Annotated in this window: 21 protein-coding genes; 19 read left to right on the top strand and 2 right to left on the bottom strand. The window is 30.5% G+C overall.

Annotated features, from left to right (window positions below; all coding sequences use genetic code 11):
- Positions 1-13 precede the first annotated feature (13 nt).
- Positions 14-898, top strand: a complete 885-nt coding sequence (locus HMPREF2578_RS04610; RefSeq protein WP_017176314.1) for a 5'-3' exonuclease — start codon at positions 14-16, stop codon at positions 896-898.
- A 63-nt stretch (positions 899-961) separates the two neighbouring features.
- On the opposite strand, the gene HMPREF2578_RS04605 is transcribed toward HMPREF2578_RS04610, so the two are convergent.
- Together HMPREF2578_RS04605 and HMPREF2578_RS04600 are read right to left on the bottom strand one after the other, a co-directional pair.
- Positions 962-1,363 carry a ribonuclease HI family protein gene (locus HMPREF2578_RS04605; protein WP_002449811.1) on the bottom strand — a complete coding sequence of 134 codons (402 nt, stop codon included), beginning with the start codon at positions 1,361-1,363 and terminating at the stop codon, positions 962-964.
- Positions 1,364-1,462: 99 nt separating this feature from the next.
- Complete coding sequence (locus HMPREF2578_RS04600; protein ID WP_017176315.1) at positions 1,463-2,167, bottom strand: queuosine precursor transporter; 705 nt, start codon at positions 2,165-2,167, stop codon at positions 1,463-1,465.
- A gap of 199 nt (positions 2,168-2,366) precedes the next feature.
- Here HMPREF2578_RS04600 and HMPREF2578_RS04595 point away from each other — a divergent pair, with 199 nt between their 5' ends.
- From HMPREF2578_RS04595 to HMPREF2578_RS04510, 18 genes are all read left to right on the top strand, one after another.
- Entirely contained in the window at positions 2,367-2,561 is a 195-nt protein-coding gene (locus HMPREF2578_RS04595) for a zinc-finger domain-containing protein (protein ID WP_002449911.1), read from the top strand.
- Positions 2,562-2,572: 11 nt separating this feature from the next.
- Positions 2,573-2,821 carry a NifU N-terminal domain-containing protein gene (locus HMPREF2578_RS04590; RefSeq protein ID WP_002449746.1) on the top strand — a complete coding sequence of 83 codons (249 nt, stop codon included), beginning with the start codon at positions 2,573-2,575 and terminating at the stop codon, positions 2,819-2,821.
- A gap of 17 nt (positions 2,822-2,838) precedes the next feature.
- Positions 2,839-3,954 (top strand): conserved virulence factor C family protein, encoded by a 1,116-nt coding sequence (locus HMPREF2578_RS04585; RefSeq protein WP_017176316.1) that lies wholly within the window; start codon positions 2,839-2,841, stop codon positions 3,952-3,954.
- 13 nt (positions 3,955-3,967) lie between these two features.
- The gene (brxA, locus tag HMPREF2578_RS04580; RefSeq protein ID WP_017176317.1) at positions 3,968-4,402 is read left to right on the top strand and encodes a bacilliredoxin BrxA; all 435 of its coding nucleotides are present in this window, start codon (positions 3,968-3,970) and stop codon (positions 4,400-4,402) included.
- Between the two features lie 181 nt (positions 4,403-4,583).
- Complete coding sequence (locus tag HMPREF2578_RS04575) at positions 4,584-5,540, top strand: thymidylate synthase (protein WP_017176318.1); 957 nt, start codon at positions 4,584-4,586, stop codon at positions 5,538-5,540.
- Between the two features lie 41 nt (positions 5,541-5,581).
- Positions 5,582-6,058 carry a dihydrofolate reductase gene (locus HMPREF2578_RS04570; protein WP_017176319.1) on the top strand — a complete coding sequence of 159 codons (477 nt, stop codon included), beginning with the start codon at positions 5,582-5,584 and terminating at the stop codon, positions 6,056-6,058.
- 21 nt (positions 6,059-6,079) lie between these two features.
- Positions 6,080-6,925, top strand: coding sequence for a DegV family protein (locus HMPREF2578_RS04565; protein WP_017176320.1), 846 nt, complete (start codon positions 6,080-6,082; stop codon positions 6,923-6,925).
- A gap of 101 nt (positions 6,926-7,026) precedes the next feature.
- The gene (gene msrA / locus HMPREF2578_RS04560; RefSeq protein ID WP_017176321.1) at positions 7,027-7,554 is read left to right on the top strand and encodes a peptide-methionine (S)-S-oxide reductase MsrA; all 528 of its coding nucleotides are present in this window, start codon (positions 7,027-7,029) and stop codon (positions 7,552-7,554) included.
- Positions 7,547-7,975, top strand: coding sequence for a peptide-methionine (R)-S-oxide reductase MsrB (msrB, locus tag HMPREF2578_RS04555; RefSeq protein WP_002449905.1), 429 nt, complete (start codon positions 7,547-7,549; stop codon positions 7,973-7,975). Before msrA ends, msrB begins: the two co-directional genes overlap by 8 nt.
- A gap of 12 nt (positions 7,976-7,987) precedes the next feature.
- The gene (locus tag HMPREF2578_RS04550) at positions 7,988-8,488 is read left to right on the top strand and encodes a PTS sugar transporter subunit IIA (RefSeq protein WP_002449797.1); all 501 of its coding nucleotides are present in this window, start codon (positions 7,988-7,990) and stop codon (positions 8,486-8,488) included.
- Entirely contained in the window at positions 8,488-8,709 is a 222-nt protein-coding gene (locus HMPREF2578_RS04545; protein ID WP_017176322.1) for a YozE family protein, read from the top strand. Before HMPREF2578_RS04550 ends, HMPREF2578_RS04545 begins: the two co-directional genes overlap by 1 nt.
- A gap of 201 nt (positions 8,710-8,910) precedes the next feature.
- The gene (locus HMPREF2578_RS04540; protein ID WP_017176323.1) at positions 8,911-10,380 is read left to right on the top strand and encodes a S41 family peptidase; all 1,470 of its coding nucleotides are present in this window, start codon (positions 8,911-8,913) and stop codon (positions 10,378-10,380) included.
- A 17-nt stretch (positions 10,381-10,397) separates the two neighbouring features.
- Positions 10,398-10,901, top strand: a complete 504-nt coding sequence (locus HMPREF2578_RS04535) for a GNAT family N-acetyltransferase (protein WP_017176324.1) — start codon at positions 10,398-10,400, stop codon at positions 10,899-10,901.
- Positions 10,902-10,919: 18 nt separating this feature from the next.
- Positions 10,920-11,987 carry an undecaprenyldiphospho-muramoylpentapeptide beta-N-acetylglucosaminyltransferase gene (locus HMPREF2578_RS04530; RefSeq protein ID WP_017176325.1) on the top strand — a complete coding sequence of 356 codons (1,068 nt, stop codon included), beginning with the start codon at positions 10,920-10,922 and terminating at the stop codon, positions 11,985-11,987.
- 17 nt (positions 11,988-12,004) lie between these two features.
- Complete coding sequence (locus HMPREF2578_RS04525; protein ID WP_017176326.1) at positions 12,005-12,628, top strand: phosphatase PAP2 family protein; 624 nt, start codon at positions 12,005-12,007, stop codon at positions 12,626-12,628.
- A gap of 324 nt (positions 12,629-12,952) precedes the next feature.
- Positions 12,953-13,612 carry a response regulator transcription factor gene (locus HMPREF2578_RS04520; protein ID WP_017176327.1) on the top strand — a complete coding sequence of 220 codons (660 nt, stop codon included), beginning with the start codon at positions 12,953-12,955 and terminating at the stop codon, positions 13,610-13,612.
- The gene (locus HMPREF2578_RS04515) at positions 13,612-14,970 is read left to right on the top strand and encodes a HAMP domain-containing sensor histidine kinase (RefSeq protein ID WP_017176328.1); all 1,359 of its coding nucleotides are present in this window, start codon (positions 13,612-13,614) and stop codon (positions 14,968-14,970) included. The genes HMPREF2578_RS04520 and HMPREF2578_RS04515 overlap by 1 nt, the downstream gene beginning before the upstream one ends.
- Before the next feature lie 170 nt (positions 14,971-15,140).
- The coding region (locus HMPREF2578_RS04510; RefSeq protein WP_256275848.1) for a thiamine pyrophosphate-dependent enzyme at positions 15,141-16,442 on the top strand (1,302 nt) is incomplete at its 3' end.

Raw genomic sequence — 16,442 nt, 5'->3', positions numbered from 1 at the left:
AAGAAGGATTAATATGACTCAACGTGTCTTACTTGTAGATGGAATGGCACTCTTATTTAGACATTTTTATGCTACAAGTCTACACAATCAATTTATGTATAATTCTAAAGGTATGCCAACCAATGGGATTCAAGGTTTTGTTAGACATATCTTTACGGCAATTAAGGATATTAAACCAAGCCATGTTGCGATATGTTGGGATATGGGGAAAGCGACCTTTAGAAATGCTATGTATACTTCTTATAAACAAAATAGACCTGCGCCACCAGAAGAATTGATACCTCAATTCGATTACGTAAAAGACATTTCAGAACAATTTGGTTTTGTGAATATCGGTGTTGCAAATTATGAGGCAGACGATGTCATAGGAACACTCGCTAAAATATATTCAAAAGATAATGAAGTACATATTGTAACTGGAGATAGAGATATTTTACAATGTATCAATGAACAAGTAGAAGTCTGGTTAATCAGAAAAGGTTTTAATATTTATCATCATTATACTCTTAATCGTTTTAATGAAGAGTATGCATTACATCCACTTCAACTTATTGATATTAAAGCATTTATGGGAGATTCAGCAGATGGGTATCCTGGTGTTAAAGGTATTGGGGAAAAAACCGCCATTAAATTAATACAATCTTATGGTAGCGTTGAAAACGTACTAGACCATATCGAATCACTTACACCTGGTCAACAGAAAAAAATTGCAACTGATAAAGAAAATTTGATTTTATCCAAACAATTAGCGGAAATCTATACGGATGTGCCTATCGATACAACTGTATTATATAAAGAAATGGAATATACACATTCATTGAATCATATTCTTTCAATTTGTAATGAACACGAACTTTATGTCTCTGGTAAATATCTTGCTTCAAAAATTTTAATGTAAAACAGATAAAAAAAGAAGATAAAAGAATTCAACATAAATTCTTTTATCTTCTTTTTTACATTATTATTGTTTATTCTTAATTAATTTGTATAGAGCTTGTTGTGCTAATTGATTTGCTTCTTTATTTTTATCTCTTGGAACCCATTTTACAAATAGCAAATCAAAACTTGCTTCTAAAATCTCCATATTTTCAAAAAATGGTTTGAAACGCGCATTTTTTACATAACCTTGATTCACGCTATCTTCTATCAATTTAGAATCTGTATGCAATAAAGCATTTGAAACATTTAATTCACGAGCATGTTCTAATGCATGAATGAATGCAGACCATTCAGCACTATGGTTGTCCAATTCTCCTAAATCATGTGTATACGTATATTTAATATCATTTTCTTTAATTACTATCCCACACGTACTACGTCCCGGATTGCCACTCGTCGCAGCATCAAAAAATATTTTAGCCATTAAAAACACCTCTAGTTTAAGCATTAATTAAACACTATTTGTCTATTTAAAAATAGCATATTGCTTAGTAAACCTAAACAATATGCATGTATGATTGTTTTAATAACCTTCGTCTAATTTTTGAATTTTTCCTTTTCGATAGAAAGACTTCGCAATATAACCAAATGGAACATTGAAAATCGTTGAGACTAATTTTAAAACATACGTAGTAATAAAGATTTCAAATACAACACTTGCAGGCAATGTACCGATAAATGCGATAGTTACAAATAATGCAGTATCAATAATTGAACTTAATACCGTACTTCCATAAGCTCTAATAATAAATGTTTTATCTGATTGGAAAACTTTTTTTATCATTGAAAAGATGAACACATCTACATGTTGCCCTATAATATAAGCAATAATTGAACCTAAAGCAATTCTCGGCACTAAATCAAAAATCGTAGATAATGCTTTTTGAGATATATCTTCTGGTGCGGGTATAAAATGTAATGACATTTGCATTACAATTATCATAACAAGAGTTGATGAGAAGCCTAACCATACAGCACGTTTAGCAACTTTTCGTCCATAAATATCATTTAAAATATCTGTAGCTAGGTAGATAGAGGCAAACATTACATTACCTAAAGTTGCTGAGATACCAAAAATATCAACCGTTTTGATGACTTGGATATTAGCAATAATTGTACCGATAGCTACCCAAGCGATAAGACCTTGTTTACCAAAACAACGATACATTAAAACCATTACAATAAATGTTATAAAAAAAGTAGCAATACCAAAAAATTCATTATACATCATTTATTCCTCCTAAATTTTGATAATGCGGGTGTTTAGAAACCGCTAAGCAACTTTAATATTTTATAGTAAAAGTAATTCAAATTCAATACTCATTAATCAATTCATATTATAAATAATAAAAAATAAAATCGATTATTTTAAAATGATCATCATATAAGTTATAATAACTCCATATTTATAAAATTAAGTATAAGGAGTGAAAGTTATACTTACACATTCCGAACAAAATGCAATAGAAAAAATTGATGAATTAATGAATACTTATTGTGATAAATGTTTACTGAAAACACACATTAGAAAAACAGAAGGAAAAACACAAGCACATCATTTTTGTATTTCTGAATGTTCAATAGGTAAGCAAATTAAGCAATTAGGCAATGAACTTCAATAGGAGGGAATTTTATGCATATAAAGTCAATTGAAGACACACCAAATTATAATACGATTAAAATTAATTTAAGTGAAAAACGTAAAGATAATCAATCAAATACGTATACATCTGCTCAAGATGGGCAACCTGATTTTATTAATCGATTATTTGATATCGAAGGAGTAAAGTCAGTTTTTTATGTCATGGATTTTATTTCAGTAGATAAAGAGGAATATGCCAATTGGGATGATCTTGTACCTAAAATTGAAGACACATTTTAATTTTAGGAGGAACAGTAGTGGAAATATTAAAAATTGAACCAACACCAAGCCCAAATACAATGAAAATCGTTTTAAGTGAAAAGCGTGCTGATAATCAGTCGAACACATATACAGAAGTCAAAACATCTCAACCTGATTTTATTAATGACTTATTACAAATTAAAGATGTTAAATCTATATTTCATGTAATTGACTTTTTAGCTATTGATAAGTATCCGAAAGCAAATTGGGAAGAGGTATTACCTCAAATTACTGCGTCACTTCAAAAAGAGGAAACTATTAGTCAATCATCTCAGTTTGATGAACACTATGGAGAAGTGAAAGCAGAGATACTCACTTTTAAAAATATCCCATATCAAATTAAATTAACAAATGCTCATGAAGAAGTACGTAAACAACTACCTGATATCTTTATTAATAGTATGCTTAAAGCACAAGAAGATGATGATAATGTTATTTTTCTTAGAAAATGGAAAGAGCTTGGTTTACGTTATGGAGAACTTTCTCTAGTTATGGAAGAAGTTTATGAAGAAATCATTGCATTATATCCAAAAAGTCGATTGGAACAATTAGTCGTTCAAGCTTTATCTACACAAACGAAAAGTACATCTCATTTTTATCAACATGTTTCATACGAGGAGTACTTGAATGAATCAGACTGGAAAGTACGTCTCAGAATGTTAACAGAATTCCCAACACCAACACTTGAGGATATTCCACTCTTAGAGCAAGCCCTAAATGAAAATAAGTTACCATTAAGACGTCAAGCGATTGTTTTATTTGGTATGATTGAAAGTAAAGAAATATTGCCATATTTGTATAAAGGATTAAATGATCAGCATCCAGCTATTCGACGTACAGCTGGAGACTGTATCAGTGATTTAGGTTATAAAGAAGCTTTGCCAGAAATGGAAAAAGCACTTGATGATCCACAAAAAATTGTTCGTTGGAGAGCTGCAATGTTTTTATTTGAAGAAGGTGGCGAAGCGCAACTAGCATCTCTAAGAGCGCATGCAAACGACAATGCTTACGAAGTAAAACTTCAAGTGAAAATGGCAATTTCTAGAATTGAAAATGGCGATGAAGCATTAGGTTCCGTATGGAAACAAATTGCTAATCGTAATAAACATTAAAGGAGTTTTTTATATGAATCCGTATGAACAATATATGCATGAACTAGCACAACAAATGCGTTCTGAATTAACTGATAATGGTTTTACAAGTTTAGAATCAAGTGAAGATGTATCAAACTATATGAACAATGTTAAAGATGACGAAACAACATTTGTTGTTATTAATTCTACATGTGGTTGTGCTGCTGGTTTAGCGAGACCTGCTGCTGTAGCAGTTGCTGATCAAAATGATAAAAAGCCAACACATAAAGTCACAGTATTCGCTGGACAAGATAAAGAAGCAACGCAAACAATGCGCGATTATATCCAACAAGTACCTTCAAGCCCTTCGTATGCTTTATTTAAAGGTACAGAATTAAAGCATTTTATTCCGCGTGAACATATTGAAGGTAGAGATATTCAAGATATTTGTATGGATATTAAAGATGCTTTCGACGAAAATTGTTAATATGATTATATTAAATTAATCTATCTTAATATGCATCTCCAATAATAAATTATCTCAGTTTGATAATTTATTATTGAAGATTTTTAAATATAAAAATGTTTTGAAATAATATAATTCATTCAATATCTTTCTATTTTCTAGTATAATGATAATTAATATAAAATTTAGGAGAGATGTACATATGCTCAATCCTTTTGATTCGGCGTATCACGATTTATGTAATGACATTTTAGAAATTGGTAATCAACGTGATGATAGAACACATACAGGTACCATTTCTAAATTTGGACATCAAATCCGCTTCGATTTAACGAAGGGATTCCCTTTACTCACTACAAAAAAAATATCTTTCAAACTTATTGCTACTGAGTTATTGTGGTTTATAAAAGGAGATACTAATATTCAGTATTTATTAAAATATAATAATAATATTTGGAATGAATGGGCTTTTGAAAAATATATTCAATCTGAAGATTATCATGGTCCAGATATGACAAATTTTGGACATCGTTCTCAAGAAGATGAAAATTTCAATAAAATGTATCAACAGGAAATGAAAAAATTTAAAGAGAAAGTGTTGAATGATGATACTTTTGCTAAAAAATATGGTGATTTAGGAAATGTCTATGGAAAGCAATGGCGTGATTGGGTAGATCAATATGGTAATCATTTCGATCAGCTTAAAACAGTTATTCAGCAAATTAAGACAAACCCTAATTCGAGAAGACACATAGTTTCAGCATGGAATCCCACTGAAATTGATACTATGGCATTACCACCATGTCATACAATGTTTCAGTTCTACGTACAAGATGGCAAATTAAGTTGTCAACTTTATCAACGTAGTGCAGATATTTTCCTAGGTGTGCCTTTTAATATTGCAAGTTATGCATTACTTACGCATTTAATTGCTAAAGAATGTAACTTAGAAGTTGGAGAATTCATTCATACTTTTGGAGATGCACATATTTATTCTAATCACATAGAGGCAATTAAGACTCAACTTTCTAGAGAAGGTTTTGCACCTCCTACATTAAAAATAAATTCTGAACACTCAATCTTTGATATTAATTATGAAGATTTAGAACTTGTAGACTATCAATCTCATCCAGCAATTAAAGCGCCCATTGCTGTGTAATCTATCTTTAATTAAAAATAAACTAAAAGGGGATATGATAAATGACCTTATCAATTTTAGTGGCACATGATCAACAACGTGTCATTAGTTATAAAAATGCTCTACCATGGCATATTCCAAATGATTTAAAACATGTAAAACAACTCTCAACTGGCCATACACTTGTAATGGGTAGAAAAACATTTGAGTCCATTGGCAAACCATTACCAAATAGAAAAAATGTAGTTTTAACTCGTGATAACAATTTTAAACCTGATGGCGTTGAAGTGATTCACACAATTGATGATATCTACAACTTAGAGGGTCATGTATTTATTTTTGGTGGCCAAACATTATATGAAGTAATGATTGATAAAGTTGACGATATGTATATCACTGTAGTAGATGGAAAACATCAAGGTGATACATTTTTCCCTCCCTATACATTTGAAGATTGGACGGTTGTATCTTCTGAAGAGGGTCAACTTGATGGAAAAAATACTATTCCACATACCTTTTTACATTTAGTACGAAAATAAAATAAATTAACAGGAGAAATTATGACTAAACAAGTAATCGTTACAGACTCTACCTCAGATTTATCAGCTGAATATTTAAATCAACATAACATCCATGTTGTTCCATTAAATTTAACCATTGATAAAGAATCATTTGTAGATCAAGTAGATATCTCATCCGAGGAGTACATTAAACGTATTGAAGAAGACGCTGACGTTAAAACGAGTCAGCCATCAATTGGTAAATTTATTGAATTATATGAACAACTTGATAAAGACAATGACGATGTAGAAATCTTTAGCATTCATATGTCTTCAGGATTAAGTGGAACATATCAGACTGCTTTACAAGCGAGCAATATGATTGAAGCAAAAGTAAATGTGATTGATTCAAAATCAATTTCTTTTGGATTAGCATACCAAATTCAACGTTTAGTAGAACTTGTAAACACTAATCTTTCAAGTGCAGAAATTATTAAACATATTTCAGAATTGCAGAAAAATATTAAACTATTTGTTGTTATTGGCCAACTCAATCAATTAATTAAAGGTGGACGCATCAGTAAAACAAAAGGTTTAATCGGAAATATTATGAAAATAAAACCGATAGGAACACTTAGAGAGGGATATTTAGAAATCGTACATAATTCTCGTACACAAAACTCTAGTATTCAATATCTAAAAAAAGAAATTGCTAAATTTATTGAAAATCATACTATTCAATCGATTGGTATTGCACATGCAAATACGATTGAATTCATTGAAAAAGTAAAACATCAATTTAATGAAGCATTTGGACAACAAAATTATGATGTTAATGTAACGACACCAGTCATTTCTACACACACTGGTCAAGGCGCTATCGGTCTTGTCGTAGTTAGAGGATAATAGATAATAATAGGTGACTTAAGTTATTGATCTCTGAGTTAATTACTTTAATTTCATATCATTATATCGTAAATTTAAAGAAAGATAGAGGAGGTAATATAATGGCATATGCAACTTTAGCAGGAGGATGTTTCTGGTGTATGGTTAAACCTTTTACATCTTACCCAGGTATTGAAGATGTCGTATCAGGTTATAGTGGCGGAAATATAGAAAATCCAACGTATGAACAAGTATGTTCAAATCAAACTGGTCATAGAGAAGCAGTTCAAATTACTTATAATCCAGATATTACGTCATTTGAAAATATTTTGGATGTTTACTTTAAACTATTTGACCCGACAGATAATAAAGGGCAATTTTTTGATAGAGGCGAAAGCTATGAACCAGCAATATTTTATCATGATGAACAACAAAAAAAAGCTGCTGAATTAAAAATCCAACAACTAAATGAAGAAGGTATTTTTAAAAAACCAATCATCACACCAGTTCTTCCTTACAAAAACTTTTATCCAGCGGAAGATTACCATCAAGACTATTATAAAAAAAATCCTATGCATTATGAGCAATATCAACGCGGTTCTGGTAGAAAAGCATTTATAGAATCACATTGGGGGTCTCAAAATGATTAAAAAAGATAAAAGCGAATTAAATGATATGGAGTATCTCGTTACTCAAGAAAATGGTACAGAACCTCCTTTTCAAAATGAATATTGGAATCATTTTGACAAAGGAATATACGTAGATAAAATTTCTGGTAAGCCTTTATTTACTTCTGAAGAGAAATTTGAATCTGATTGTGGTTGGCCAAGTTTCTCAAAAGCATTAGACGATGATGAAATTGTTGAACTCGTAGATAAATCATTTGGTATGATTCGAACTGAAGTTAGATCAGAAGATGCTAACAGTCATTTAGGTCACGTATTCAATGATGGCCCAAAAGAAAGTGGCGGATTGCGTTATTGTATTAATTCTGCAGCTATTCAATTTATTCCATACGAAAAATTAGAAGAATTAGGATATGGCGATTTGATACAACATTTTAATAAATAGGAGCGATGAATAATGTTTAAAAAATTATTTGGTAAAGATAAAGAAGTCAATAAGGAAACTCAACTATATGCACCATTAACAGGTGAATATGTCAAAATTGAAGATATACCAGATCCTGTATTTGCCCAAAAAATGATGGGTGAAGGTTTCGGTATTAATCCTACTGAAGGTGAGGTAGTTTCCCCAGTTGCTGGAAAAGTTGATAATGTTTTTCCAACAAAACATGCAATTGGTTTAAAAACTAAAAATGGTCTTGAAATTTTAGTACACATTGGATTAGATACTGTTCAGTTAGACGGAGAAGGATTTAATGTACTGGTTAGCAGTGGTGACACAGTACAAGTAGGCGACCCTTTACTCAAATTCGATTTAGAATTTATTAGAAATAATGCCAAATCAGTTATTTCACCTATTATTATTACAAATTCTGATCAAACAGAATCTATTTCACTCGATGATGTTAAAGCTGTTATTAAAGGCGAAACTAAAGTTGTCGATGTGACAATGAGCTAATGAAAGATCATTCATTTTATCAATTTGCCTTAACGGCTAGAGGACGTAAAGATGATAAAGGTGAATTAGCCGAAGACATTTTCAATGACTTATCGTTTCCAAAACATGAAAGTGACTTCAACGTATTATCAGACTATATCGAAATGCAAAGTGACATTACGTTACCTATGTCCGTATTTGATGATTTATATGAAGAATATACAGAATGGTTAAAATTCTAATTTAAATTCATTTTATGTCTAAATATGATATGGAGTGGTGTTATAAAATCTTAATTTTAGATTTATATGCCACTCTTTTTATTTTTATCTAATTAAGAATACAATTTCTTATAATTTGCGTTTGCTTAAAAATAAAGACATACTAGGTATGTCTTTATATAAAATGATAAGAGACAAGATGTAATTAGAGGAAGTGATTTTATGAATAATCATTCTGAGGAGCACCATGACGGACAATCAGATGAAAAAAGACATGCATCTCCTAAAAAAAAGATGCATTTGAAAATATGGCAGTTTATCTTAATTTTATTAAGTGTTATTATCATTACAACAATTATAGCTGTATTTGCAACGATAGGAATCAGTCATAAGTTAAGTGGTTTAACTAAAGAAGAGCGTCAAGAAATGAAAAAAATAGAATTTGCATATAAAACGTTAGATACAGACTATTACAAAAAACAAAACTCAAGTAAACTTTCTGAAGCTGCAATTAATGGTATGGTAAAAGAATTAAAAGACCCATATTCTGAATACATGACAAAGTCTGAAACAAAGAGCTTTAATGAAGATGTATCTGGAGATTTTGTAGGTATTGGTGCAGAAATGCAAAAGAAAAATAAAGATATTATGATTACAAGTCCTATGAAAGATTCTCCTGCTGAAAAAGCTGGCCTTCAACCTAAAGATGTTGTCACAAAAGTTAATGGTAAGTCTGTAGTAGGTAAACCTTTAGATCAAGTTGTTAAAGTGGTAAGAGGTAAAGAAGGCACAAATGTTAGGTTAACTATTAAACGCGGTTCTGAAGAAAAAGATATTAATATTAAACGTGGTAAAATTCATGTCAAAAGTGTGGAGTATAAGAAAAAAGGTAACATAGCTGTATTTACGATTACTAAATTCCAACAAAATACTGCGGGTGAATTAAAATCTGCAATTATAAAAGCTCATGATGCTGGTGTTCGAAATATCATCTTAGACTTGCGTAATAATCCAGGGGGATTATTAGATGAAGCAGTTAAAATGGCTAATATTTTTATTGATAAAGGTCAAACTGTTGTTCAACTTGAAAAAGGCAATGATAAAGAAGCAATTAAAACTTCAAATGATGCTTTAAAAGATGTTAAAGATATGAAAGTGAGTATTTTAGTAAATGAAGGTTCCGCAAGTGCGTCAGAGGTCTTTACAGGGGCAATGAAAGATCACCATAAAGCTAAAGTGTATGGTTCAAAAACATTTGGTAAAGGAATCGTTCAAACCACACGAGAACTTAAAGATGGGTCATTATTAAAATATACACAAATGAAATGGTTAACACCTGATGATCATTATATTCATGGAAAAGGTATTAGACCAGATGTTACAATTGATTCTCCTAAGTATCAATCATTAAGTGTTATTCCGTCTGATAAAACATATTCTGTTGGCGATAATAATAAAAACGTTAAATCGATAAAAATTGGTTTAGATGCTTTAGGTTATTATAACGGAGATGAATCAAACCAATTTGATAATCAATTAGCTAATGCTATTAAACTATTCCAATCAGATAATCAACTATCTGAAACGGGAAAATTTGACACCAAAACAAATGAAAAATTCACTCAATTATTAGTTGAAAAATCAAATAAAGAAGACACAGTCTTAGACAAATTATTAAAATTAATAAAATAGAAAGGAATAACTATTATATGATTAGACTAGGTAAACATGAAGATATTAATCAAATCGAAACATTAGTGTCAGAAGCAAAAGATTTAATGAAATCATTTGGGAATAATCAGTGGGACGATAAATACCCAGCTACTGAACATTTTAAGGAAGATATTGATACAGAGACGTTATATGTTTTAGAAGAAAATAACACTATTTATGGATTTATTGTTGTCGACCAACAACAATCAGAGTGGTATGATGATTTAGAATGGCCAGTTGATAGAAATAACGCTTATGTTATTCATAGATTAGCTGGTTCTAAAGATTATAAAGGTGCAGCAACTCAATTATTTGATTTTGCAGTTAAATTAGCAGAAGAACATCATATCCATGTGATTCTGACAGATACTTTTGCATTAAATAAACCCGCTCAAGGTTTATTCGAGAAATTTGGTTTCCAAAAAGTAGGAGAAACAAAAATTGACTATCATCCATTCGATAGAGGCGCACCATTCTATGCATATTATAAAAACATATAAGAATAGAGGTTAATAATCATGTCTAAAATTGCGTTTACCGGAGGCGGCACAGTAGGCCATGTGTCTGTGAACTTAAGTTTAATTCCAACTGCATTAGAAAAAGGACATCAAGTTTTTTATATTGGTTCTAAAAACGGAATTGAACGAGAAATGATTGAATCACAACTTTCGAATATTAAATATTACCCAATTTCAAGTGGTAAATTACGTCGTTATTTATCATTTGAAAATGCAAAAGATGTTTTTAAAGTATTAAAAGGTATCTTAGATGCCCGTCGCGTTCTAAAAAAAGAAAAGCCTGATTTATTATTTTCTAAGGGGGGATTTGTTTCTGTTCCTGTTGTTATAGCAGCACGTTCATTGAATATTCCTACTATTATTCATGAATCAGATTTAACTCCTGGTTTAGCAAACAAAATATCTTTAAAATTTTCAAAAAAAATATATACAACATTTGAAGATACACTTAAATATCTACCTAAAGATAAAGCTGATTTTGTAGGGGCAACCATTAGAGAAGATTTAAAAGAAGGTAATCAACAAAAAGGTTATGAAATAACAGGGTTTGATTCAGATAAAAAAGTATTACTTGTTATGGGTGGTAGCCTAGGTAGTAAAAAATTAAATGATATTATTAGAGAAAATCTTGAAGCTTTACTACATGATTATCAAATCATTCATTTAACAGGGCATGGATTAGTAGATGAGTCTTATAAACAAAAAGGATATATTCAATATGAATTTGTTAAAGAAGAATTAACGCATTTATTATCTATTACAGACACAGTCGTAAGTCGTGCAGGTTCTAATGCTATCTATGAATTCTTGACTTTAAGAATCCCAATGTTGCTCATACCACTAGGACTTGATCAATCTAGAGGGGATCAAATTGACAATGCTAAATATTTTGAATCCAAAGGATATGGAAAAATGATTCCAGAAGATCAACTTACACAATTCAAATTACTCGAACAATTAAAACAAATTGAATCTCACCGTACTGATATTACTCATCAAATGGAATCTTATAAAGAAAGTTATACTAAAGAAGACTTATTTAATAAAATCTTGAACGACGCGCTTTAATATAGGAGGACCAATTGATGAATAGAACGAAACGCATTACATTGCTCATTGTTTTTACATTAATCTTTGGCATCATTGCATTTTTCCATGAATCACGTTTAGGCAAATGGATTGATAATGAAGTATATGAATTTATTTATGCATCGGAGAGTTTTATTACTACATCTATTTTATTAGGTGCAACAAAAATTGGAGAAGTATGGGCAATGGTTTGTTTGTCATTAATGCTTGTTGCTTATTTAATGCTTAAACGTTACAAAATTGAAGCTTTATTTTTTGTTATCACAATGTCACTATCAAGTATATTAAATCCCTTACTAAAAAATATTTTTGATCGTGAACGTCCAACATTACTACGTTTAATTGATATTTCTGGATTTAGTTTTCCTAGTGGACATGCAATGGGTTCGACTTCATTTTTTGGAAGTGCAATGTATATTGCTCAGCGTAGAGCATCAGGAAGTACAAAAGGCGTCATTATTGGACTATGTGCGGCACTTATTTTACTCATTTCTATTTCAAGAGTTTATTTAGGCGTGCATTATCCAACTGATATTATTGCAGGAATCATTGGAGGTGCTTTCTGTATCGTTCTTTCAACTTTAGTATTAAAAGGATTACATGAGCCTACAACCTTATAAATAATAAATAAGTGCGCCTTATTTGGCGCACTTATTTATTATTTACGTCTCGTTTTAAAACGAACGTTTATTAGTATTTACGGACATATAAATTAAGGGGGGAATGGCTTGAAAATGATTATAATTCTAAGTATTTTAAATTATGGGGGAAACTTAGATTTAATTGATAATCATTTTCAATTAATATTATAACTTATTGATAACGATTGTCAATTAAAATCTTACTTTTATTTTATTCATTCTATTAACAAATAATTTTTGTGATAGAATATTGGTTATGTTATGAGAAGTCATACGTTTATTAAAAAAGAGGTGTCTGAAAAAATGACTAATATTTTAATCGTCGAAGATGAACAAAATTTAGCCAGATTTCTTGAATTAGAATTAACACATGAGGGTTATAAGGTGGACATCGAATATGATGGGGAACCTGGTTTAGAAAAAGCATTAAATAACGATTTTGATTTGATTATTTTAGATTTAATGTTACCAAATATAAATGGCCTAGAAATTTGTAGACGTGTACGCCAAGTGCAATCAACACCAATTATTATCATCACTGCTAAAAGTGATACTTACGATAAAGTGACTGGATTAGATTATGGTGCAGATGACTATATAGTAAAGCCCTTTGAAATTGAGGAGCTTTTTGCAAGAATTCGTGCTATATTACGTCGTCAGCCTCATAAGGATATTATCGATATTAATGGTATCAGAATAGATATTGATGCATTTAAAGTAACTGTTGATGGTAAGCAATTAGATTTTACTAAAACTGAATATGATTTATTGTATCTATTAGCAACGAATCGCAATCACGTACTACAACGTGAACAAATTTTAAATCATGTATGGGGATATAATAGTGAAGTAGAAACGAATGTGGTTGATGTATACATCAGATATTTAAGAAATAAATTGAAACCTTTCAATAAAGAAAAAGTCATTGAAACTGTTCGTGGTGTAGGATACGTGATTCGATAATGAAAAATCATACATTACAATATAAATGGATGACTATCACTACATTGATTATGTTTACGACAATTATTTTATTTTGTCTTATTATTATATTCTTCTTAAAAGATACTTTAAGAGAAGGAGAAGTGGATGAAGCAGAACATAGTTTAAGTGATATTGTCAATTTAATTCAAACGCGTCCGATTAATAATATATCGATATTAGATTTAAGTGCTTCATTAGAAAATTATGAAGAAGTCATTATTTACAATCATACAGGTCAAAGAATAATGAAATCATCTAATGAAAGTACGATTCAGTTTATACCTAATAATAATTTACAAAAGACCGATCGAATTCAAGTAATGCGAAATAATGGAAAAGAGTATTTAGTTATTACTGAACCACTTCATAGTCCAAACTTTAAAGGTTATAGCGTACTCATTCATTCTCTTGAGCATTATAACAACTTAGTAAAATCACTTTATATTATTGCTGTTGTTTTTGGTCTACTTGCTACAGTGATTACTGCATGTATTAGCTATTTCATTTCTAAAAATATTACAAAACCGCTAGTAACAATGTCTAATAAAATGAATCAAATACGACGCGATGGTTTTCAAAATAAATTAGAACTTGATACAAGTTATGAAGAAACAGACAATTTAATAGAAACTTTCAACGAAATGATGTATCAAATTGAAGCCTCTTTTAATCAACAAAGACAATTTGTTGAAGATGCTTCTCATGAGTTAAGAACACCACTTCAAATCATTCAAGGCCATTTAAATTTAATTAAACGCTGGGGTAAGAAAGATCCTGCTATTTTAGAAGAGTCTTTAAATATTTCACTAGAAGAAATGAATCGAATTACAAAGCTAGTAGAAGAATTATTATTATTAACCAAAGATAAAGTAAATATGCAATCCTTAGAAAAAGAGGACGTTGATATCAATGAAGAAATTCAATCACGAATTAAGGCACTTCAACAATTGCATCCAGATTATCTATTTGAGATTGAATTAGAACAAAAACCTTTAGTTTTACAAATTAATCGTCATCAATTTGAACAATTAATCTTAATTTTTATAGACAATGCTATGAAATATGATAAAGAGAGAAAGCATATATGTATTAAAACACAATTGCGTAATAAACAAATAAGTATTGAAATTACCGATCATGGCTTAGGCATACCAAAAGAAGATCAAGAATTTATTTTCGATCGTTTCTATAGAGTAGATAAATCTAGAGCAAGAAGCCAAGGTGGTAATGGCTTAGGGCTTTCAATTGCCGAAAAGATTGTGAGTCAATATGGAGGTTACATTTCTGTAGATAGTGAACTTAATAAATTCACAACATTCAAAATCAATTTTAAATAAAAACACAGATGATTATCATCTGTGTTTTTTTATTAATATAAAATTAAAAAAGTTTATCTTTATTGAATTTTTTCTTTTTACATAATATTCAGTCAATAGTCTTTATCAATAGTTAAAATAGTGCTATGATGGTTTTGTAAGCGGTTTAACTATTTTGTGGAGGGTATAATATGGCAAAGGATAAAAGGGATGTTACAGAAGCTCCAGTAAATTTTGGGGCAAATTTGGGTCTTATGCTCGATTTATATGATGATTATCTTCAAGACCCAACTTCTGTCTCAGATGATTTACAAGTGCTTTTTAGTACAATAAAAAATGGCGAAGCACAAGTTAAAGCTAAGTTTACCACAGATGGGAGTGGTACTTCAGCAGATGATAGCACAATCAAACGTGTCATGCGATTAATTGATAATATTAGACAATATGGTCATCTAAAGGCTGATATTTATCCTGTAAATGCGCCTAAAAGAACGCATATCCCAAAATTAGAAATTGAAGATTTTAATTTAAATAAAGAGACATTAAAAAATATTTCATCTGGTATCGTATCAGATCACTTTAGTGATATATACGATAATGCTTATGAAGCGTTAAAGCGTATGGAAAAGCGTTATAAAGGCTCTATTGCGTTTGAGTACAATCATATTAACAATAATAAAGAACGTACTTGGTTAAAACGTCGTATTGAAACACCTTATAAAGCTACCATTAATAGTGATGAAAAAATTAACTTATTTAAAACACTTGCTCATGTTGAAGGTTTTGAAAAATATCTACATAAGAATTTTGTTGGAGCAAAACGTTTCTCAATTGAAGGTGTAGATACATTAGTGCCAATGTTACAACATACATTGAAGCGTGCTGCTCAAGAGGACATTCAGAATATTCAAATTGGAATGGCACATAGGGGACGTCTCAATGTTTTAACACATGTATTAGAAAAACCTTATGAAATGATGATCTCAGAATTTATGCACACGGATCCAATGAAATTCTTACCTGAAGATGGCAGTTTAAAACTTACTGCTGGTTGGACAGGAGACGTTAAATATCACTTAGGTGGCGTTAAAACTACTTCTTCATATGGTATTGAACAATGTATTTCTTTAGCAAACAATCCAAGTCACCTAGAAATTGTAGCACCTGTAGTTATAGGAAAAACACGTGCTGCTCAAGATGATACACATCATGCGGGTGGACCAACTACAGATTTCCATCACGGTATGCCAATTATTATTCATGGAGATGCTGCATATCCTGGTCAAGGTATCAATTTTGAAACAATGAATTTAAGTAATTTAAATGGTTATTCAACTGGCGGAGCACTACATATAATTACAAATAACCGAATTGGTTTTACAACTGAACCTATTGATGGTCGTTCTACAACGTATTCATCAGATATCGCTAAGGGGTACGATGTACCTATTCTTCATGTGAATGCAGATGATGTAGAAGCGACAATTGAAGCA

The sequence above is a fragment of the Staphylococcus sp. HMSC072H03 genome (assembly GCF_001809305.1).
Lineage (GTDB): Bacteria > Bacillota > Bacilli > Staphylococcales > Staphylococcaceae > Staphylococcus > Staphylococcus hominis.
The sequence above is the reverse complement of the archived record's forward strand: the minus strand, read 5'-3'. Positions and strand labels throughout refer to the sequence as shown.

Coding starts and splice junctions, on each gene's coding strand:
- HMPREF2578_RS04610 (WP_017176314.1), top strand. CDS start 14: ATGACTCAACGTGTCTTACTTGTAGATGGAATGGCACTCTTATTTAGA.
- HMPREF2578_RS04605 (WP_002449811.1), bottom strand. CDS start 1,363: ATGGCTAAAATATTTTTTGATGCTGCGACGAGTGGCAATCCGGGACGT.
- HMPREF2578_RS04600 (WP_017176315.1), bottom strand. CDS start 2,167: ATGTATAATGAATTTTTTGGTATTGCTACTTTTTTTATAACATTTATT.
- HMPREF2578_RS04590 (WP_002449746.1), top strand. CDS start 2,573: ATGCATATAAAGTCAATTGAAGACACACCAAATTATAATACGATTAAA.
- brxA (WP_017176317.1), top strand. CDS start 3,968: ATGAATCCGTATGAACAATATATGCATGAACTAGCACAACAAATGCGT.
- HMPREF2578_RS04575 (WP_017176318.1), top strand. CDS start 4,584: ATGCTCAATCCTTTTGATTCGGCGTATCACGATTTATGTAATGACATT.
- HMPREF2578_RS04570 (WP_017176319.1), top strand. CDS start 5,582: ATGACCTTATCAATTTTAGTGGCACATGATCAACAACGTGTCATTAGT.
- HMPREF2578_RS04565 (WP_017176320.1), top strand. CDS start 6,080: ATGACTAAACAAGTAATCGTTACAGACTCTACCTCAGATTTATCAGCT.
- msrA (WP_017176321.1), top strand. CDS start 7,027: ATGGCATATGCAACTTTAGCAGGAGGATGTTTCTGGTGTATGGTTAAA.
- msrB (WP_002449905.1), top strand. CDS start 7,547: ATGATTAAAAAAGATAAAAGCGAATTAAATGATATGGAGTATCTCGTT.
- HMPREF2578_RS04550 (WP_002449797.1), top strand. CDS start 7,988: ATGTTTAAAAAATTATTTGGTAAAGATAAAGAAGTCAATAAGGAAACT.
- HMPREF2578_RS04545 (WP_017176322.1), top strand. CDS start 8,488: ATGAAAGATCATTCATTTTATCAATTTGCCTTAACGGCTAGAGGACGT.
- HMPREF2578_RS04540 (WP_017176323.1), top strand. CDS start 8,911: ATGAATAATCATTCTGAGGAGCACCATGACGGACAATCAGATGAAAAA.
- HMPREF2578_RS04535 (WP_017176324.1), top strand. CDS start 10,398: ATGATTAGACTAGGTAAACATGAAGATATTAATCAAATCGAAACATTA.
- HMPREF2578_RS04530 (WP_017176325.1), top strand. CDS start 10,920: ATGTCTAAAATTGCGTTTACCGGAGGCGGCACAGTAGGCCATGTGTCT.
- HMPREF2578_RS04525 (WP_017176326.1), top strand. CDS start 12,005: ATGAATAGAACGAAACGCATTACATTGCTCATTGTTTTTACATTAATC.
- HMPREF2578_RS04520 (WP_017176327.1), top strand. CDS start 12,953: ATGACTAATATTTTAATCGTCGAAGATGAACAAAATTTAGCCAGATTT.
- HMPREF2578_RS04515 (WP_017176328.1), top strand. CDS start 13,612: ATGAAAAATCATACATTACAATATAAATGGATGACTATCACTACATTG.